Annotated in this window: 18 protein-coding genes; 12 read left to right on the plus strand and 6 right to left on the minus strand. The window is 73.4% G+C overall.

Features of this window, described 5'->3' with window-relative positions; genetic code table 11:
• The first annotated feature begins 65 nt into the window (after positions 1-65).
• Positions 66-2912, plus strand: coding sequence for a preprotein translocase subunit SecA (secA, locus tag BTM25_RS07040; protein ID WP_103561888.1), 2847 nt, complete (start codon positions 66-68; stop codon positions 2910-2912).
• A 49-nt stretch (positions 2913-2961) separates the two neighbouring features.
• On the opposite strand, the gene BTM25_RS07045 is transcribed toward secA, so the two are convergent.
• The 4 genes from BTM25_RS07045 to BTM25_RS07060 form a co-directional block, all read right to left on the minus strand.
• Positions 2962-3378, minus strand: coding sequence for an Rv3235 family protein (locus BTM25_RS07045; RefSeq protein ID WP_103561889.1), 417 nt, complete (start codon positions 3376-3378; stop codon positions 2962-2964).
• A gap of 89 nt (positions 3379-3467) precedes the next feature.
• Entirely contained in the window at positions 3468-4733 is a 1266-nt protein-coding gene (locus BTM25_RS07050) for a PTS transporter subunit EIIC (protein WP_103561890.1), read from the minus strand.
• Between the two features lie 27 nt (positions 4734-4760).
• Complete coding sequence (locus tag BTM25_RS07055; protein ID WP_103561891.1) at positions 4761-5486, minus strand: GntR family transcriptional regulator; 726 nt, start codon at positions 5484-5486, stop codon at positions 4761-4763.
• A gap of 64 nt (positions 5487-5550) precedes the next feature.
• A complete protein-coding gene (locus tag BTM25_RS07060) occupies positions 5551-6744 on the minus strand; it encodes a PTS transporter subunit EIIC (RefSeq protein WP_103562810.1) in 1194 nt (397 codons plus the stop codon).
• Positions 6745-6973: 229 nt separating this feature from the next.
• Between BTM25_RS07060 and nagA the strand changes: the two genes are divergently transcribed.
• From nagA to ptsP, 6 genes are all read left to right on the plus strand, one after another.
• Positions 6974-8134 carry an N-acetylglucosamine-6-phosphate deacetylase gene (gene nagA / locus BTM25_RS07065; protein WP_103561892.1) on the plus strand — a complete coding sequence of 387 codons (1161 nt, stop codon included), beginning with the start codon at positions 6974-6976 and terminating at the stop codon, positions 8132-8134.
• Complete coding sequence (locus tag BTM25_RS07070; RefSeq protein ID WP_103561893.1) at positions 8131-9174, plus strand: SIS domain-containing protein; 1044 nt, start codon at positions 8131-8133, stop codon at positions 9172-9174. Before nagA ends, BTM25_RS07070 begins: the two co-directional genes overlap by 4 nt.
• Positions 9175-9189: 15 nt before the next feature.
• Positions 9190-9447, plus strand: coding sequence for a PTS transporter subunit EIIB (locus BTM25_RS07075; protein ID WP_103561894.1), 258 nt, complete (start codon positions 9190-9192; stop codon positions 9445-9447).
• Positions 9448-9456: 9 nt separating this feature from the next.
• Positions 9457-9906 (plus strand): PTS sugar transporter subunit IIA, encoded by a 450-nt coding sequence (locus BTM25_RS07080; RefSeq protein ID WP_103561895.1) that lies wholly within the window; start codon positions 9457-9459, stop codon positions 9904-9906.
• A gap of 140 nt (positions 9907-10046) precedes the next feature.
• Positions 10047-10319 carry an HPr family phosphocarrier protein gene (locus BTM25_RS07085; RefSeq protein WP_103561896.1) on the plus strand — a complete coding sequence of 91 codons (273 nt, stop codon included), beginning with the start codon at positions 10047-10049 and terminating at the stop codon, positions 10317-10319.
• Positions 10312-11979: a phosphoenolpyruvate--protein phosphotransferase gene (ptsP, locus tag BTM25_RS07090; RefSeq protein ID WP_146058990.1), complete on the plus strand. Its 1668-nt coding sequence runs from the start codon at positions 10312-10314 to the stop codon at positions 11977-11979. The genes BTM25_RS07085 and ptsP overlap by 8 nt, the downstream gene beginning before the upstream one ends.
• Positions 11980-11983: 4 nt before the next feature.
• Here ptsP and BTM25_RS07095 read toward each other — a convergent pair whose 3' ends face one another.
• On the minus strand, positions 11984-13597 hold the full coding sequence (locus tag BTM25_RS07095) for a glycoside hydrolase family 3 protein (RefSeq protein ID WP_103561897.1): 1614 nt from the start codon (positions 13595-13597) through the stop codon (positions 11984-11986).
• 105 nt (positions 13598-13702) lie between these two features.
• Entirely contained in the window at positions 13703-14797 is a 1095-nt protein-coding gene (locus tag BTM25_RS07100; protein WP_235828277.1) for a BadF/BadG/BcrA/BcrD ATPase family protein, read from the minus strand.
• Positions 14798-14858: 61 nt separating this feature from the next.
• On the opposite strand from BTM25_RS07100, the gene BTM25_RS07105 reads away from it, so the two are divergent.
• From BTM25_RS07105 to pruA, 5 genes are all read left to right on the plus strand, one after another.
• Positions 14859-15827, plus strand: a complete 969-nt coding sequence (locus BTM25_RS07105; RefSeq protein ID WP_235828278.1) for a MurR/RpiR family transcriptional regulator — start codon at positions 14859-14861, stop codon at positions 15825-15827.
• The gene (locus tag BTM25_RS07110; RefSeq protein WP_103561900.1) at positions 15824-16720 is read left to right on the plus strand and encodes an N-acetylmuramic acid 6-phosphate etherase; all 897 of its coding nucleotides are present in this window, start codon (positions 15824-15826) and stop codon (positions 16718-16720) included. The genes BTM25_RS07105 and BTM25_RS07110 overlap by 4 nt, the downstream gene beginning before the upstream one ends.
• Before the next feature lie 68 nt (positions 16721-16788).
• On the plus strand, positions 16789-17427 hold the full coding sequence (locus tag BTM25_RS07115; RefSeq protein WP_103561901.1) for an HAD family hydrolase: 639 nt from the start codon (positions 16789-16791) through the stop codon (positions 17425-17427).
• 13 nt (positions 17428-17440) lie between these two features.
• Positions 17441-17935, plus strand: coding sequence for a DUF6912 family protein (locus BTM25_RS07120; RefSeq protein WP_103561902.1), 495 nt, complete (start codon positions 17441-17443; stop codon positions 17933-17935).
• A gap of 74 nt (positions 17936-18009) precedes the next feature.
• The gene (gene pruA, locus BTM25_RS07125) at positions 18010-19641 is read left to right on the plus strand and encodes an L-glutamate gamma-semialdehyde dehydrogenase (RefSeq protein WP_103561903.1); all 1632 of its coding nucleotides are present in this window, start codon (positions 18010-18012) and stop codon (positions 19639-19641) included.
• The last annotated feature ends 114 nt before the right edge of the window (positions 19642-19755 follow it).

Raw genomic sequence — 19755 nt, forward strand, 5'->3', positions numbered from 1 at the left:
ATCGTACGTGTGGTGTGCGCGCCGCCCTCAGGCGGTGACCCACGATCTGCAAGGAGCCTCCTAGAGTGCCGCCAGTCATCGACAAGATCCTTCGTGCGGGCGAAGGCAAAACCCTGCGCAAGCTCAAGAAGCTCGCGGATCAGGTCAACTCGATCGAGGAGGACTTCCTCGACATGAGCGACGCCGAGCTGCGTGAGCTGACCGACAAGTACCGGGAGCGCATCGCCGACGGCGAGTCCCTGGACGAGCTGCTCCCCGAGGCGTTCGCCACCGCACGCGAGGCCGCCAAGCGGGTGCTCGGCCAGCGGCACTACGACGTCCAGATCATGGGCGGCGCCGCGCTGCACCTCGGCAACATCGCGGAGATGAAGACCGGTGAGGGCAAGACCCTGACCTGCGTGCTCCCCGCGTACCTCAACGCCCTGTCGGGCGAGGGCGTGCACGTCGTGACGGTGAACGACTACCTGGCCAAGCGCGACGCGGAGTGGATGGGCCGCGTCCACCAGTTCCTCGGCCTGGAGGTCGGCGTCATCCTCCCGCAGATGACGCCGGACGAGCGCCGCGCCGCGTACGCCGCCGACATCACCTACGGCACGAACAACGAGTTCGGCTTCGACTACCTGCGCGACAACATGGCCTGGTCGCTGGAGGAGTGCGTCCAGCGCGGCCACAACTTCGCGATCGTGGACGAGGTGGACTCCATCCTGATCGACGAGGCCCGCACCCCGTTGATCATCTCGGGTCCCGCCGAGCAGAACTCCAAGTGGTACAGCGAGTTCGCCAAGATCGTCCCGCGGCTGAAGCGCGCCGAGCTGGTCAGCACGGCCGGTCAGGTGGACGAGTACGGTCCGGGCGACTACGAGGTGAACGAGAAGAAGCGCACGGTCGGCATCACCGAGTCCGGCGTCGAGAAGGTCGAGGACTGGCTCGGCATCGACAACCTGTACGACTCGGTGAACACGCCGCTGGTGAGCTTCCTGAACAATGCCCTGAAAGCCAAAGAACTCTACAAACGCGACAAGGACTACGTCGTCATGAACGGCGAAGTGCTCATCGTGGACGAGTTCACCGGCCGTATCCTCCACGGCCGCCGCTACAACGAGGGCATGCACCAGGCCATCGAGGCCAAGGAGGGGGTGACGATCAAGGACGAGAACCAGACGCTCGCCACGATCACCCTCCAGAACTACTTCCGCATGTACGACAAGCTCTCGGGCATGACCGGCACCGCCGACACCGAGGCCGCGGAGTTCAACAAGACCTACAAGATCGGCGTCGTCCCGATCCCGACGAACAAGCCGATGGTCCGCAAGGACGTCGCCGACGTCGTCTACAAGACCGAGCAGGCCAAGTTCGAGGCCGTCGTCGACGACATCGCCGAGCGGCACGAGAAGGGCCAGCCGGTCCTGGTCGGCACGACGTCGGTGGAGAAGTCCGAGCGGCTGTCGCGGATGCTGCGCCGGCGCGGCGTCCAGCACCAGGTGCTGAACGCCAAGCACCACGAGCAGGAGTCGGCGATCATCGCCGAGGCGGGCCGCAAGGGCGCCGTCACGGTCGCGACGAACATGGCGGGCCGCGGCACCGACATCATGCTCGGCGGCAACCCCGACTTCCGCGCCGACCTGGAGCTGCACCAGCGCGGCCTGTCGCCGCTGGAGACGCCCGACGAGTACGAGGCGGCGTGGCCGGAGGCGCTGGACAAGGCCAAGGAGGCCGTGAAGGGCGAGCACGAGGAGGTCGCCGAGGCGGGCGGTCTCTACGTCCTCGCGACCGAGCGGCACGAGTCGCGGCGCATCGACAACCAGCTCCGCGGCCGGTCCGGCCGCCAGGGCGACCCGGGCGAGTCGCGCTTCTACCTGTCCCTCGAGGACGACCTGATGCGCCTGTTCAACTCCGCGCGGGTCGAGGCGCTGATGACGCGGCTCAACATCCCCGACGACGAGCCGATCGAGTCCAAGCTCGTCAGCGGCGCGATCAAGTCCGCGCAGGGCCAGGTCGAGCAGCAGAACTTCGAGATGCGCAAGAACATCCTGAAGTACGACGAGGTCATGGACCGGCAGCGCAAGGTGATCTACGCCGAGCGCCGCAAGGTCCTGGAGGGCGCGGACCTCACCGAGCAGATCTCCAACATGATCGACGAGGTCGTCAACGGGTACGTCGCGGGCGCGACGGCCGAAGGCTTCGCCGAGGAGTGGGACCTGGAGAAGCTCTGGGGCGCGTTCCGCCAGCTCTACCCGATCGGCGTGAAGATCGAGGACCTGGCCGAGGACGAGGACGACATCTCCGGCCTGGACGCCGAGACGCTCGCCGAGCGCCTCCGCGAGGACGCCCACTCGGCCTACGCCAAGCGCGAGGAGGAGCTGGGCTCGGAGGTCATGCGGGAGCTGGAGCGGCGGGTCATCCTGTCGGTCCTGGACCGCAAGTGGCGCGAGCACCTCTACGAGATGGACTACCTTCAGGAGGGCATCGGCCTGCGGGCGATGGCGCAGCGCGACCCGCTGGTGGAGTACCAGCGCGAGGGCTACGAGATGTTCAACGCCATGCTCGACGGCATCAAGGAGGAGTCGGTCGGCTACCTCTTCAACCTCGAGGTCGAGGTGGAGGAGCAGCCCGCTCCGGCGGTCGGCGCGAACCCGGTGGCGCTGACGGCGACCGCGGCGGACGCGGCCGAGGACGACGTCGAGGAGGCCGAGGACGAGGCTCCGGTCGTCCACGCCAAGGGCCTGGAGGACCGGCACCGTCCGAAGAAGCTGGAGTACAGCGCGCCGACCGTGGACGGCGAGGGCGGCGTGGAACTGCACAGCGAGGAGGAGTCGGACGAGTACGCCGGCGTCTCCCGCAACGACCCGTGCCCGTGCGGCTCGGGCAAGAAGTTCAAGCGCTGCCACGGCGACCCGCGCAACCGCGACTGAGCCGTACGCCGACGGCCTCCCGGGACGCCCCGGGAGGCCGTCGGCGTTCTCAGGCGGCGCGGGCGAGGCGGCGCGCGGGGACGGTCGTCTCCAACTGGACGCAGCGCCACCGCCCGCGCAGGAACTCAAGACGCAGGGCGAGCGCGCGGACGTCCGTCCCGAGGCGCAGGACGGCGCCCGCCTCGGCGGCGTGCGGGGACGGCCGCTGCACCCAGGACGTGAGCACCTGCGGCGGCGCGGCCCGTCCGGGCTGCGGGACGCGGGCGGCGAGCCCGGCGCGGATCTCGGGGAGCACGGCGCGCGCGAGCCGCGTGGGCGGGCACGTCCCGGCGAGGACGGCGGCGACGAGCGCGATGAGGGCGCGCACGGCGGGTTCGGGCGGCGGCGCGGCGTGGTCGTCCAGGAGGCGCAGCGGCGGCCGTCCGGGGACGATCCGGAGCGGTTCGGACGAAACGTGCGCGGTCATGGGGATCCTCCGGAAAACGAGGGCGCCGGACGTTCCGGCGCCACCTTTCAGGAGGTCAGGGCGCATGCGATAAATACATTCTGGCCGGATCAGGCCACGGGTTCGTCCTTCTCGCGGCCGGGCGTCGCGAAGTCGAACCGCCGGATCAGATAGCTGAAGATCACGTAATAGAGGACGAAGTAGACGATCCCGAGCCCGATGATCAGCGGCAGTCCGCGCGTGTTGTCCTTGGACGCGTTGAGGACGAGGTCGATGCATCCGGCCGAGAACCCGAACCCGAGCCGCGCCCCGGCCGCGTCCAGCAGCGCCAGCGACACGCCCGTCAGAACGACGTGGACGCCGTACAGGACGGGCGCGACGAACATGAACGCGAACTCGATCGGCTCGGTGACGCCGGTGACGAACGCGGTGAGCGCCGCCGAGATCATGAGCCCGCCGACGGCGCGCCGCCGTTCGGGCGCGGCCGTCCGCCAGATGGCGAGCGCCGCGCCGGGCAGCCCGAACATCAGGACGGGGAAGAACCCGGCCGTGAACCCGCCCGCATGCGGATCGCCCGCCAGGTAGCGGTTGATCTCGCCGTGCACCACGCCGTCCGGGCCGTGGTAGGTGCCGAACACGAACCAGATCAGCGAGTTCGGGATGTGGTGCAGCCCGAACGGCAGCAGCAGCCGGTTCACGACGCCGTAGACGCCCGCGCCGAGCGCCCCGGCGCCGGTGATCCAGTCACCGAACGCAGTCAGCCAGCCGCCGAGGACGGGCCAGGCGAGCCCGAGCAGCACGCCGAGCACCAGCGCGCCGAGCGCGGTGGCGATCGGGACGAACCGCCGGCCGCCGAAGAACGCCAGCCACGGCGGCGGCGCGACGCGGTGGTACCGCTGGTAGAGCACGGCGGCGAGGACGCCGATGAGGATGCCGCCGAGGACGTCCGTGGGGTTCTTGGCGCCCCAGTCCACGACGGGGTGCAGGACGCCGTCGGGATCGGCCTGCCGGACGACGACCGTCCCGCGCAGCGACGCCCGGTGCGAGAACATGATCTTGGAGACCCGGTCGAACACCAGGTAGCCGACGACCGCCGCGAGCGCCGTGGAACCGTCCGCCTTGCGCGCGAAGCCGATCGCCACGCCGACCGCGAACAGCAGCGGCAACGCCCCGAACAGCGCCTCCCCGGCGCCGCCGACGATCTCGGCGACCCGGTCCCAGCCGAGGCCGGACGCGCCGAGCAGGTCGTCCTGGCCGAGCCGCAGCAGGATCGCGGCGGCGGGCAGGACGGCGATCGGCAGCATCAGGCTGCGGCCGATGCGCTGCAGCACGGCGAGGACGGCCGGGCCGGGGCCCGCCGCGGTCGCGGACGTCATCGGGGGGTGTCCTCTCAGCGGGCCGGCTCAGGGGAGGCCGAGGGTGGTGCGGATCTGGTAGCGGTCGGCGCGGTAGCTGGAGACGCCCAGCTCCGCGCAGACGCCGCCGGTGTAGGAGCGCCGCTGGAGCCGCAGGACGGCCCCGCCGCGCGGGATCTCCAGGTGCCGCGCCTCGTCGGCCTCGGCGAGCCCGGCGTCGATCGTCTGGTCGCCCGCGTCGAACACCAGCCCGTACACGGCCTCCAGGACGCCGTGCAGCGAGCGGTCGGCGAGCCGCCGGTCGAGGAGGTCGGGGGCGAGGGCGGCGAGGATGTGGGACCGCTCCACCGCCATCGGCTCGCCGTCGGCGGTGCGCAGCCGCTCGACGACGTGGACGGGCGTCCCGGCCGGGATGTCGAAGAGGCGCGCGAGCCGGGCGTCGGCCGTGACGGTGCGCCGGTCCAGGTCCGCCCCGCCGGGCCGCATCCCGCGCGCGAGCATGTCCTCGGTGAACGAGACGAGCCGCAGCGGCATCTCCAGCTTGGGCCGCGCGACGAACGTCCCCTTGCCCGGGACGCGGTTCAGCCGTCCCTCGCCGACGAGCAGCTCGATCGCCTGCCGGACGGTCATCCGCGACACCCGGTACCGCGCGCACAGCTCCCGCTCCGACGGGATCGGCGCGTCCAGCGGCAGGTCGGCGCCGTCGATCAGGTTGAGCAGCAGCGCGCGGAGCTGGAAGTACTTGGGCAGCGGACTATGGGGATCAATGCTCACGGACGGGTCCTCCCGGGAGGCAACACAACAACCCAGCCCGCCGCGCCGCAAGCCCGGCGGGCGTTCAGTCGAGGAACTCGCTGGTCAGACGGCCGGGCGTCGGAAGGTTCAGCCGCCGGATGAGCACCGAGAAGATCACGTAGTACAGCACGAAGTACACGAGCCCGAGCCCGACGATGAGCGCCAGGTGCCGGGTGTTGTCCTTCGTCGCGTTGAGCAGCAGGTCGATCAGCCCGGCGGAGAAGCTGAACCCGAGCTGGGCGTGGACGGCCGCCAGCAGGGCCAGCGCGACGCCGGCGAGCAGGACGTGGACGACGTAGAGCACGGGCGCGACGAACATGAACGAGAACTCGATCGGCTCGGTGATCCCGGTGAGGAACGCGGTGAGCGCGGCCGAGAGCATGAGCCCGCCGACGCCGCGCCGCGTCTCGGGGGGCGCGGCCCGCCAGATCGCGAGCGCGGCGCCGGGCAGCCCGAACATCAGGACGGGGAAGAACCCGGCGAGGAGCCGTCCGGCCTGCGGGTCCCCGGCGAAGTAGCGCGGGATCTCGCCGTGGACGGCGCCCGACGGCCCCTGGTACGTCCCGAAGACGAACCAGACGAGCGAGTTCAGGATGTGGTGCAGCCCGAGCGGCAGCAGCAGCCGGTTGGCGACGCCGTAGACGCCCGCGCCGAACGCGCCGAGCCCGGTGATCCAGTCGCCGAACCGGTCGATCCAGCCGCCGAGGACGGGCCAGGCGAGCCCGAGCGCCACCCCGAGGACGAGCCCGGCGACCGCGCCGAGGATCGGGACGAGCCGCCGGCCGGAGAAGAACGCGAGCCAGGACGGCAGCCGGACGTCCCGGAACCGCTCGTACAACAGCGCGACGACCACGCCGATGACCAGCCCGCCGAGCACCTGGGTCGGGTTGCGCAGCCCGTAGCCGACGACGTCGTGGAGGTGGCCGGTCTCGTCGCGGACGCTGAGCACGACGTCGTGCCGCAGCGAGCGGGAGTGGGCGAACATCGTCTTGGACACGCGGTCGAACACCAGGTAGGACACGACGGCGGCGAGCGCGGTGGAGCCGTCCGACCGGCGCGCGAGCCCGATCGCGACGCCGACGGCGAACAGCAGCGGCAGCGCGTCGAACAGTGCGCCGCCCGCCGCGCGGAGGACCTCGGCGACGCGGACGAGCCCGAGCCCGGACGCGCCGAGCAGGTCGTCCTGGCCGAGCCGCAGCAGCAGCCCGGCGGCGGGCAGGACGGCGATCGGGAGCATGAGGCTGCGTCCGACGCGCTGGAGGACGGCCAGGGTCGCCGTTCCGATGGAGCGCTCCACGGATCTCCTCTCCCGCTCGGTGGTCCCGTGCCCGGTAGCCCGTGCTCGGCAGTCCGTGCCGGCTGGTCCCGTGCCTGGTCGGTGCAGTAGGGTTCGTACTGGTCTAGTCCGGACTAGACCAGTTACCGGACGGCCGGCTCGGACTCGGCGGCAGGGAGAGCGCACACGCATGGCAGCACTGCTGATCACCGCCGACCGCATGATCGCTTCCCCCGACGGTGGTCGTACCCGCCTGCTCGCCCCGGGATTCGTCCGCGCGGCGGACGGCGTGATCACCGAGGTCGGCGAAGGGCGCCCGGCCGGGGCCGACGTGTCCCTGGGCGGCGGCCTGCTCGCCCCCGGCCTCGTGGACCTCCAGGTCAACGGCTTCTACGGCCACGACTTCGCCGACGCCGACGAGCAGGCCTGGCGCGAGGTCGTCACCCGCCTGCCCGGAACCGGCGTGACGGCGTTCCTGCCGACGTTCATCACCGCGCCCGTCGCCGAACAGGCCGCCGCGCTCCGCCGGACACGGGACCTGCTGTCGAACCTGCCGGAAACGACGGCGCGGGTACTGGGCGTCCACCTGGAAGGCCCGTTCCTGTCCCCGCGCCGCAAGGGCGCCCATAACGCGGCCCACCTCACCGATCCGACTCCGGAGGCGATCACCGCGCTCCTGGAGACCGGGCTCGTCCGCCTGGTGACGCTCGCCCCGGAACGGGCAGGCGCGCTGGACGCCGTCCGCGCGCTGACCGAAGCCGGAGTGCTCGTCAGCGTCGGGCACAGCGACGCCACCGCCGCGCAGGCCGGGGCCGCCGCCGACGCGGGCGCGCGCATGGTCACGCACCTGTTCAACGCGCAGAGCGGCCTGGACCACCGCGCGCCGGGCGTCGCCGCGCAGGCGCTGACCGACGCCCGGCTCGTGCCCGGACTGATCCTCGACCTCGTCCACGTCGCGCCCGAGATGGCGCGGCTGGCGTTCGCGGCGGCGCCCGGCCGGATCGTGCTCGTCACCGACGCCGCGTCCGCCGCCGGGATGCCGCCCGGCCGCTACGACCTCGGCGGCGAGCCGATCACGCTGCCCGAGCAGGGCCCGCCGCGCCGTGCCGACGGCACGATCGCCGGGTCCGCGCTGCGCCTGGACGAGGCCGTCGGCAACGCCATCGCGCTCGGGATCGACCCGGTGGCGGCCGTGGACGCCGCGTCCCGCGTCCCCGCCGACCTGATCGGCCGCCCCGACCTCGGCCGCGTCGCCCCCGGCGCGCGCGCCGACCTGACCTGGCTCGGCCCGGACCACCGGGCGCGTAGGACGTGGATCGGCGGGCAGGAGCCCCGCGAAGGAGGATCATGACGACCAGCCGGATGCGCGCCGAGATCGGCGAGCAGCCCGCCGCGCTGCGCCGCACGCTGGACGCGCTGCTGCCGCGCGTCCCCGACCTGGCGGCGCTCGCGCGTGGAACGCGCCAAGTCCTGTTCATCGCGCGCGGGTCCTCCGACAACGCCGCCGTCTACGGCCGGTACCTGGCCGAGACGCGGACCGGACGGCTCGGCACGCTCGCCGCCCCGTCCGTCGCCACCGCCTACCGCACGAGACTGGACCTCTCGGGCGTGCTGGCCGTGGCGATCAGCCAGTCCGGCAAGACCGAGGAGATCGTCCAGACGCTGGACTGGGCGGCGGACTGCGGCGCCTCGACCGTCGCGGTCACCAACGGCGCCGGGTCCCCGCTGGCCGAGTCCGCGCAGGTCGCGCTGGTGACCGAGGCGGGCGACGAACTGGCCGTCCCGGCGACCAAGACCTACACGACCCAGCTCGCGGCGCTGGCCGTCCTGGCGCTCGGGCTCGGCGCGGACGTGCCGCGCGACGACCTGCGCCGCGTCCCGGACGAGATCGCCGACCTGATCGCGCGCGCCGAGGAGTCGGCGGCGCTCCCGGAGATCGTCGAGGGTCTCGCGGGCGTCCAGGGCGTCGTCGTCTCCGGGCGCGGCCTGGCGTTCGGCACCGCCCTGGAACTCGCCCTCAAGATCAAGGAGGCGTGCTACCTGCACGCGATGGGCCTCTCCTACGCCGACCTGCTGCACGGGCCGATCGCCGTCGTGGACGACCGCACGCCCGCCCTGCTCGTCGCGGCCGGGGACGGCCCCACGCTGGCCGGTACGATCGCGCTCGCCGACCGCGTCCGGGGCGCCCGCGCCCGCGCGTTCGCGGTCGGCGGCGGGACCGGGCTGGCCGCCGCGAGCGACGCGGCGCTGCCCGGGCCGGACCTGCCCGAGTGGGTCGCGCCGCTCGGGCTGATCGTCCCCGGCCAGCTCCTGGTCGAGCGCCTGGCGCGGCGGCTCGGCGTGGACCCCGACGTCCCGCGCGGGCTCAACAAGGTGACACAGACCGACTGACGGGAAAGGGTCGCGATGAGGCGTCGCACGGCGGGACGGCGGGAACGCGCGGAGGCGATCGTCGCGGCGCTCGGCGGCGCGGCCAACATCGTCGCCGTCGAGCCCTGCACGACCCGGCTGCGCTCGGAGGTGCGCGACGGCGCCCGCGTGGACGAGCCGGGCCTGCGCGCGGCGGGCGCGATCGCGGTGCTGCGCAGCGGCGGCGTCGTGCAGGTGGTCGTGGGCCCGGAGGCGGACGCGCTGGCCGCCGACATCGAGGACGTCCTGGACTGAGGAGGGGCCATGACCCGGGTGCTGTCGCCGGTCGCGGGCCGGGCGATCGGCCTGGCCCGGGTGCCGGACGCGGTGTTCGCGCAGGCGATGGTCGGTCCCGGCACGGCCGTCGACCCCGAGCGGCGCGCGGGCCGGTCCATCGCCCCGGTCTCGGGACGCATCGTGAAATTGCACCCGCACGCGTACGTGATCGTGGACGATGAGGGCCACGGCGTTCTCGTCCATCTCGGGATCGAGACCGTCAAGCTGAGGGGACGGGGATTCGAGCCGCTGGCGGCGGAGGGCGACGAGGTGAACGCGGGGGAGCCGGTCGTGGCCTGGGACCCCGTGGTGGTCGAGGCGGCCGGACGGTCCCCGATCTGCGCCGTCGTGGCCCTGGACGCCGACGGCGGCGCGCTGACCCGGCTTCGTGAGGACGGACCGGTCCAACAAGGAACCGAACTGTTCACATGGACCTGATGGCGGAGTCCGCCGTGCCGTTCGTACGTTTGCGACGGGTATGACGCCGCGTGGGGGTACCACGCGGAATTAACGACCGACCGATGCCTCCGGACGGCCGCGCCCCGCGCCGCCCGGAGCCCGACCGAGGAGAAGACCACGTGACCGAGCGCAGAGTGAAGATCATGTCCCGGGTGGGCCTCCACGCGCGCCCGGCCGCCCTGTTCGTGCAGACGGCGGCGAAGGCCCCGATGGACGTGACCGTCGCGCTGGACGGCCGGGACCCCGTGAACGCCAAGAGCATCCTCGCGGTGCTCGGCCTCGACGCCCACCACGGCGAGGAGGTCACGCTCGCGGCGGCCGGGGACGGCGCCGAGGAACTGCTGACGACGCTGGAGGGCATCCTCTCCCAGGAGGAGCACGGCCGTGCCTGAGCCCCCCGGCCCGCTGCGCGGCACCGGCGTGAGCGCCGGTTCCGGGTGCGGGCCGGTCCGCCGGATGGTGGGCACGGTGCCGGAGCCGCCCGCCGGCGCCCGGCACGAGGGTGACGCCGCCGCGGAGGCCGCGGCGGCGCTCGCCGCGCTGGAACGGGTCGCGGCGTCGCTGGAGGACCTGGCCGGGCACGCCCCGGACGACGCAGGCCGCGACGTGCTGCGCGCGCAGGCGCTGATGGCGCGCGACCCGGAGCTGGCCGCCGGTGTCCGGGCGCGGGTCGCGGTCGGCATCGCGGCGCCGCGCGCGGTGTTCGAGGCGTTCGCCGCGCACCGGGAGGCCCTGGCGGCGGCGGACGCGTATCTGGCGGCGCGCGTGGTCGACCTGGACGACGTCCGGGACCGCGCCGTCGCCTCCCTGCTGGGCGTTCCGGTGCCGGGCGTCCCGGCGTCCGACGAGCCGTTCGTGCTCGTCGCGCGGGACCTCGCGCCCGCCGACACCGCCCTGCTGGACCCCGCGACGGTGGTGGCGTTCGTCACCGAGAACGGCGGGCCGACCAGCCACACCGCGATCCTGGCCCGCGCGCTCGGCGTCCCCGCGGTGGTCGCGGTGCCGGACGCGACGGCGCTCGCCGACGGCCTGCTCGTCCTGGTGGACGGCACGGCCGGCACCGTCCACGTCGCGCCGTCGCCGTCGGACGTCCTCGCCGCGCGGTTCCGCGACCGCACCCCGAGCCACGTGTCCGCCGCCCCGGCCGGGCCCGGCGGGACGCGCGACGGCCGCCGCGTCCCGCTGCTGGCCAACATCACCGTCCCGGGCGACCTGGCGGCGGCCCGCGCGCACGGCGCGGAGGGCGTCGGCCTGTACCGGACGGAGTTCCTGTTCCTGGACCGCGCGGACGTCCCCGGCCTGGACGAGCAGGCCGCCGCCTACGCCGAGGCGCTGGACGCGTTCCCCGGCGGCGACGTGGTCGTCCGGGTGCTGGACGCGGGCGCCGACAAGCCCCTCCCGTTCCTGCCGCCGTCCGCGCCCGAGGCGAACCCGGCGCTCGGCGAGCGCGGCCTGCGGATGCTGCGCCGCCATCCCGAGATCCTGGCGGGGCAGCTCGCGGCGCTGGCCGAGGCGGGCGCGGGACGTCCGGGCCTCCGCGTGATGGCCCCGATGGTGACGGGCGCGGACGAGTCGGCGGCGTTCGCGGCGGCGTGCCGGGACGCGGGCCTGGACCGTCCCGGCGTGATGATCGAGGTCCCGGCCGCCGCGCTGCGCGCCCGCGACCTGGCCCGGACGGTCGAGTTCTTCAGCGTCGGCACCAACGACCTGGCGCAGTACGCGTGCGCGGCGGACCGGCAGTCCGGCGCGCTGTCGCGGCTGCACGACCCGTGGCAGCCCGCCCTGCTGGACCTGGTGGCGCTCGCGGCGGGCGCGGGCGTGCCGTGCGGGGTCTGCGGCGAGGGCGCGGCGGACCCGATCCTCGCGTGCGTGCTGGTGGGGCTCGGCGTCGCGTCGCTGTCGATGGCGCCGACCGCGATCCCGGCCGTCCGGGAGGAGCTGGCGGGGCACACGCTGGACCGCTGCCGCGCCGCCGCCGCTGCCGCCCGCGCGTCCCGCACGGCCGCCACGGCGCGCGCCGCCGCCCGCGCGGTCCTGGCCCGCCGCCGCTGACGTGCTACGGGGAACTGGGCGCCGCGTAGGTGAGGCCGTGCCCGATGGGCTTGCCTGCGGCCTTGACGGGCAGCTTCCCGGTCGGGCCGAGCTTCCCGGACAGGACGCGGGCGACCGCCTTCACCGAGACGCCCGACGCCGAGTACGCGGCGACGGCCGCCTTCGCGCGTCCCGCGTCGTTCAGCGCGTAGGGGCGCGCCAGCGCGACGACGACCGCCGGTTTCCCGCCGGGGATCACGGGACGGCCGTTGAACACCGTCACGACCGTCACGTCCGCCATGCGCGCCGAGCCGACCACCCGGACGCCCTGCGCCCGCAGCGCCGTCCGCAGCGGTCCGCTGCCCGGCCCGGTGACGAACGCGGCGCGGCGCCGCAGCGGCAGCGTGCCGCCGTCATTGCGGACGAGCGTGATCGAGTGCTCGGCGACGGTCGTGGCGACGCGGCGGTGCGCGGCCGTCCGCATCGCGGCCTGCGCCTTGCGGGGATCGGCGGTGAGCCCCTTGAACAGCCCGCGCCGCTCCTTGAGCCGCAGGATGCGCGTGACGGACTCGTCCAGCCGCTTCCGGCTGATCGTCCCCTTCTGGACGGCCTTCAGCACCGCGTCGAACGCCTTCGGCAGGCTGGGCGGCATGAGGAGCTGGTCCGCCCCGGCCTGGATCGCCCGGACGGGCACCGACGCGTCCCCGTACTTCTCCCGCACCCCGGCCATGAGCAGCGAGTCGGTGATGATCACGCCCTGGAACCCGAGCCTGCCGCGCAGCATCCCCGTCAGGACGCCGGACGACAGCGTGGACGGCTTCCCGGAACGATCCAGCCGGGGCACGACGATGTGCGCGGACATGATCGCGTCCACCCCGGCGCCGATGGCGGCGCGGAACGGCGGCGCGTCGATCCGGTTCCACTGCGTCGTGGAGTGCCGGATCACCGGCAGCCCGGTGTGACTGTCGACGTTGGTGTCGCCGTGGCCGGGGAAGTGCTTGGCCGTGGCGGCGACTCCCGCGTCCTGGTACCCGGCGACCGAAGCGCCCACCAACGACGCCACGGCCTTCGGATCGGCGCCGAACGACCGCACCCCGATCACCGGGTTCGCGGGGTTGATGTTGACGTCCGCGTCCGGCGCGTAGTTCTGGTTGATCCCGACGGCCCGCAGCTCGGACGCCGTCACCCGCGCCGCCTCCCGGGCGTTCGTGGTGCTGCGCCCGGCCCCGAGCGCCATGTTGCCGGGGAAGTCGGTGAGGAACGGAGCGCGGCTGACGATGCCCTGTTCCTCGTCCACGCTGAGCAGCAGCGGCGTCCGCGCGGCCTTCTGGAGATCGTTGGAGAGCGCGGCGGTCGCGGCGGGCGACTTCATGTTGCGCGGGAAGTAGATCAGCCCGCCCACGTCGTACCGGCGGACCATCGCGCGGGCGGCGGCGGGGGTGGAGAAGGCCGGGACGAACAACTGCCCGACCTTCTCCCGCAGCGACATGTCCCGCAGGTACCCGGCGATCCAGGGCGACGGCGTCGGCGCGGCGGACGTTCCGGACGTCGCGCCGCCGGACCCGCCGGTGTCGCAGCCCGCCAGCGGCAGCACGACGGCCGCCGCCGCGAGCAGCGCGGCACAACGAGAGGTGCGCACCCGACCCTGCCCCCCGACATGGTCGTCCGGCGGACCGCGCCCGAGCCGTGCCCGGTCCGTGATTTCCCAGGTGACGCTAGCCGCTCGTCCCGGGCTTGTCGACGCTCACGACCCGGCGCGGCGCGGCCCCGGCACCGGGTACCCGAGGCGGCGCAGCGCCATCCCGGCCGCGCCGACCGCGCCGTCCCCGGCGCTGCGCGGATCGGCGGAGAACCGGTCGCGCAGGCCCGCCCGCACCGCGTCGGCGACGGGACCGTCCCGCAGCACCGACCCGTGCATGACGACCGGGGCGTAGGTCTCGCCGAGCGCGGGCCGGACGGCGTCGACGTCGCGCAGCAGCACGGCGGCGGCCTCCTCGGTGATCCGGCGGGCGACGTCATCCCCGGCCGCCGCGGCGGCGGCGACGACCGGGCCGAGGCGGCCGAGCGCGGCGGGCGGCCGGCCGTAGACCTCCTTGACGATCGCCTGGGCGAGGCGCGGGTCGGGCGGCGGCGCCGGACGCGGGATGAGGACGGCCGTCCCGCCGCCCGGCCCGGTGAGGTCGCCCGCCGCGCCCGCGAGAGCGAGCGCCCGCCGGTGCCGGCCGCGGTGCCGGGGCGTCGCGAACTCGGCCACCGCGCCCGGCCCGAGCAGTGCGCGCGGCACCGACTCGGTGAGCAGCGTGGGCGAGCCGCGCCCGTCGAACGCGGCGAGCGCCGCCCGGACGGCCTCGCGGCCGAGCCAGACCGCCGAGCCCTCGTCCCCGACGAGCCAGCCGTAGCCGTCGGCCCGCCGGACGATCGCGCCGTCGTTGATGACGGCCGCGCCCGCGCCTGTGCCGGAGAACACGACGATGCCCTTTTCGGCGCTCGTCCCGGCGGCGAAGGCGACGGCGATGTCGGTGACGACGGCGGGGGAGCCGCGCAGCCCGGACGTCTGCCACGCCCGGCGCGCGGCCGCGACGGCGGCGGGACGGCCCGCCGACCCCGCCCCGGCGATGCCGAACACACCGCCGATGACCTGGGAGGGGTCGATGGATCCGAGTGCCTCGGTGAGGGCCTCCGACAGGGCGCCCGCGGTGTCGCCCCCCGAGTTGGGGTTGGCCCCTGGACCGGTTCCCGCCCCCGCGAGGGCGCCTCCGAGTGTGAGTACGACACAGCGGGTCTTCGTGCCACCCGCGTCGATGCCGACCACGAAAGGACCGGCCAAATGGGTCAACACATGGCGACCGTAGCCTTTTCTACCGTTGACGTGACAACCAGCCAGTAAGAAAATTTCTTCCATGAGGAAACCCACCGGCATAGAGCCGGGGAGTGCAACGGGGGAGGCGAGCGCGCCCACGGGTGACGGTGTTGCCAAGGAGGCCACGCCGCTGAGCACCGTGGTGCGGGTGCGCTCTCTGCTGCCCTCGCTGCCCCCCGCCGAGCGACGAGTCGCTCAACGCGTCATCGACGATCCCGAAGGGGTCGCGAACTCGACCATCACCGAACTCGCCCAGACCTGCGGCACGTCGGAGACGACCGTCATCAGGTTCTGCCGCGCGATCGGCTTCCATGGTTACCCCGAGCTGCGACTGACACTGGCCACCGAGGCGGGCCGCGCCCAGAGCGCGAGCGGTGGACGGGTCATCGGCAGTGACATCAGTCCCGACGACTCCCTCGAACAGATCGTGGAGAAGGTCACCTTCGCCGACGCCCGCGCGGTGGAGGAGACGGCCGCCCAACTCGACATCAAGATGCTGGAACAGGTGGTGGACGCCATCGCGGCCGCCGGCCGGGTGGACGTCTACGGCGTGGGCGCGAGCGCGCACGTCGCCGCCGACTTCCAGCAGAAACTCCATCGCATCGGCCGCATGTGCAACGCCTGGTCCGATGCTCACATCATGCTGACCAGCGCCGCCGTCCTCGGACCGGGCGACGTCGCGATCGGCATCTCCCACACGGGGGCGACCGTCGAGACCATCGACGCCCTGGAGGTGGCGGCACAGCGCGGTGTGACGACCGTCGCACTGACCAACTTCCCGAAGTCCCCCATCGCCGAGACGGCCGACCTCGTCCTGACGACGGCGGCCCGCGAGACCACGTTCCGGTCGGGGGCGACCGCGAGCCGTCTCGCGCAGCTCACCGTGGTCGACTGCGTGTTCGTGGGCGTGGCCCAGCGCACCTTCGGCCCCACCCGCGAAGCCCTCGAAGCGACGTTCGAGGCGGTTCGCGGCCGGACCATGCGACGACCCGACCGGAGGCGCCGGTGATCGACGTCGATCTGCCCACGGAGGGCCGCAACCCGCGGACCCTCGACCTCGACACCCTGCCCACCCTCGACGTCCTGCGACTGATCAACACCGAGGACGCCACGGTGCCGATGGTGGTGGCCGCCGTGCTGCCGCAGATCGCCGAGCTGGTCGACCTCGCCGTCGTGTCCCTGCGGCGGGGCGGGCGCGTCCACTACTTCGGCGCGGGGACCTCCGGCCGGCTCGCGGTGATCGACGCCGCCGAGCTGCCCCCGACCTTCGGGATCTGGGGCCGGGTCGTCGCGCACAACGCGGGCGGCCCGGGGGCGCTCGCCAACGCGGTCTCCGACGTCGAGGACGACGCCGAGCAGGGCGCGCGGGACGCCGTGGAAGTGGCGCCCGGCGACATCGCGATCGGCATCGCGGCCAGCGGCCGGACGCCGTACGTCATCGGCGCGCTGCGCGCCGCGGCGGGCCGGGGCGCCCGCACGGCGCTCATCAGTTGCAATCCGCACGCGCCGTACGGGGAGGAGGTGGACGTCCACATCGGGCTCGCCACCGGACCGGAGGTGATCAGCGGGTCCACCCGGATGAAGGCGGGCACGGCGACGAAGCTGGTGCTCAACGCCTTCTCGACCACGCTGATGGTCCGGCTGGGGCGCACCTATTCGAACCTGATGGTCAGCGTGAACGCGCTGAACGGGAAGCTGCGGGCCCGGCTCGTCCGCATCCTGGTCGAGGCGACCGGGATGGACGTCGCCACCTGCGAGACCGCGCTCGCCGAAGCGGGGGGGAACACCCGTGTGGCGCTGGTGGCGCTGCTCGGCGAGGTGCCGACGGCGCGGGCCACGACCGCGCTGGAGGAGGCGGACGGCGGCGTCCGCGAGGCACTGCAACGGCTGCGGTCGGCCTGACGCGGCAGGGCCGGTTCCCGGGGTCGTGCCCCGGGGACCGGCCCGTTCGGTTCAGTAACCTTCGGTACGTGCCTCTCAAAGCCGTCATCACCGACTGGGGCGGGGTCCTGACGTCCCCGCTGAACGACGCGATCGGCGTGTGGCTCACCGCCGACCGCATCGACGTCCCGCGCTACAAGGACGTCATGCGCGCATGGGTGCGCCAGGCGTACGACGGTGCCGGCATCAACCCGATCCACGGGCTGGAGGACGGCACCCTGTCGGCCGCCGAGTTCGAGCGGCTGCTGGCCGCCGAGCTGCGCACGGTGGACGGCGGTCCGGTCGCCGCCGCCGGGCTCATCGAGCGGATGTTCGCGGAGTTCCGGCCCGTCGAGCCGATGTACGACGCGCTGCGCGCCGTCCGGGCGGGCGGCCTGCACGTGGGGCTGCTGTCCAACTCGTGGGGCAACGCCTACCCGCGCCACCTGTTCGACGGCGTCTTCCACGACGTCGTCATTTCGTGCGAGGTCGGTATGCGCAAGCCCGACGAGCAGATCTTCCGCCACGCGGTGGAGCGGCTCGGACTGACCCCCGCCGACTGCGCGTTCATCGACGACATCGAGCACAACTGCCGTGCCGCCGAGGCCGTCGGGATGACGGCGATCCTGCACACCGACACGTCCGCCACGGTCGGGGCGCTGCGCGACCTCGGCGTCCCGACGGTCTAGGCTGCCGGGCGTCATGCGCGTTTTCCTGCCGTCCACACTGCCCGCGCTCGCCGCCGTCCGCGCGGCCCTCGAGGCCGGGCCCGCCCCGCTCACCGCCTACGCCGTCACGCCCGCCTTGCGGGAGTGGTACGCCAGCGGCGACACCGAGGAGCTGGAGTACGCCGCGATGACGGCCGCCGCCCGCGCCTCGCTGGCGCTGCTCGCCGCAGATCCGGACGCGCCGCCGCGCCGGGTCGTCCTCGCCGCCGAGATCCCCGACGACCAGGTCGCGTCCCTGCACGACCTGGACGAGCCGGCGCTCGTCCGGCTGTCGGCGCCCGTGCCGTGGCGGCTGCTGGCGTCCGGGCACGTGGACGACGACGAGGCCGCCGCCGACGTCCGCGCCGCCGCGTCGGCCTTGGACGCGGCCCGCGCCGGCGACGACGACGCGCAGTTCACCGTGGACGGCGCCGAGGGCCACGAACTGCTCTGGTACGCCACCCAGGAACTCGCCGACCTCATCCCCTGACCAGGGGGTACCCCGCCCGGACATGCGGGTAGGGGTCCGCATATCGACGACGATGTCGGACCTCAGGGGAGCGAATGGACGCCGTCACCACCGTGCCGGTCCCGGTCAACGAGCCGGTGCAGGGCTACGCGCCGGGCAGCCCCGAACGGGCGGCCCTGGAAGCGAAGATCAAGGAACTCGCGGGCGACCGCCCCGACCTGACCATGACCATCGGCGGGGAGCGGCGGCTCGGCGGCGGGCAGCCGATCGACGTCGTCCAGCCGCACGCCCACGAGCGCGTCCTCGGCACCCTCGGCAACGCCACCGACGCCGACGTGGCCGCCGCGATCGACGCGGCCCTGGCCGCCGCCCCCGCCTGGCGGGCGCTCAGCCTGGACGACCGCGCCGCCGTGTTCCTGCGCGCCGCCGACCTGCTCGCCGGGCCGTGGCGGGCGACGCTGAACGGCGCGACGATCCTCGGGCAGTCCAAGTCCGTCCAGCAGGCCGAGATCGACTCGGCGTGCGAGCTGATCGACTTCTGGCGGTTCAACGTCGCCTACGCCCGCGCGCTGTACGACGAGCAGCCCATCTCGTCGCCGGGCACGTGGAACCGGATGGAGTACCGGCCGCTGGAGGGCTTCGTCCTCGCGATCACGCCGTTCAACTTCACCGCGATCTCCGGGAACCTGCCCACCGCGCCCGCGCTGATGGGGAACGTGGTCGTGTGGAAGCCGTCGCCGACCCAGCAGTTCGCGGCGCACTTCGTCCTCCAGGTGCTGGAAGCGGCGGGTCTGCCGCCCGGGGTCATCAACCTGGTCACGGGCGACGGGACTGCGGTCTCCAACGTCGCGCTCCGGCATCCGGAACTCGCCGGGATCCACTTCACCGGCTCCACGAACACCTTCCACCACCTGTGGCGGACGGTCGGGGAGAACATCGCGGGCTACCGCGGTTATCCCCGGCTGGTGGGAGAGACGGGCGGGAAGGACTACATCGTCGCCCACCCGTCCGCCGACCCCGACGCGCTGAAGACGATCCTGACCCGAGGGGCCTTCGAGTACCAGGGCCAGAAGTGCTCGGCGGCGTCGCGCGCGTACCTGCCGCGTTCGCTGTGGAGCCGGATCAAGGACGACTTCCTCGCCGAGGTCGAGTCGCTGACCATGGGCGACGTCGCGTCCGACCTGTCGCTGTTCATGGGCGCGGTGATCGACGGACGGGCGTTCGCCAAGCACAGCGCGGCCATCGAGCGGGCGCGGGCGTCGTCGTCCATCAAGGTCCTCGTGGGCGGCGAGGTGGACGACTCCATCGGCTGGTTCGTACGCCCGACGGTTCTTGAGGGCGACGACCCCACGGACGAGATCTTCACCACGGAGTACTTCGGACCGATCCTCGCCCTGCGCATCTACGAGGACGCCGAATACGACCAGATGCTCCGCCAGATGGAGAACGTCGCACCGTACGGGCTGACAGGCTCGATCGTCGCCCAGAGCAGGGGCGCGATCGACCACGCGATGGAGGCGCTTCGGTTCACGGCCGGGAACTTCTACATCAACGACAAGCCGACCGGCGCGGTCGTCGGGCAGCAGCCGTTCGGCGGGGCGCGGGCGTCGGGCACCAACGACAAGGCGGGGTCAATGTTCAACCTCACCCGGTGGGTCAATCTCCGTGCCATCAAGGAGACATTCGTACCGCCGACCGACTACCGCTATCCCCACATGGGCGGGTGAGCTGGAGGTTCCCGTGCAGGTTGCGGCGCGTCGGCGCACCCGCGACGATGACCCCGGTTGGATGATGACGCCCCCGGACCGCTCCGGCCGGGGCGAGGCCGCTGGACGCGCATG

The organism is Actinomadura rubteroloni, from assembly GCF_002911665.1.
Taxonomy (GTDB): Bacteria; Actinomycetota; Actinomycetes; order Streptosporangiales; family Streptosporangiaceae; genus Spirillospora; species Spirillospora rubteroloni.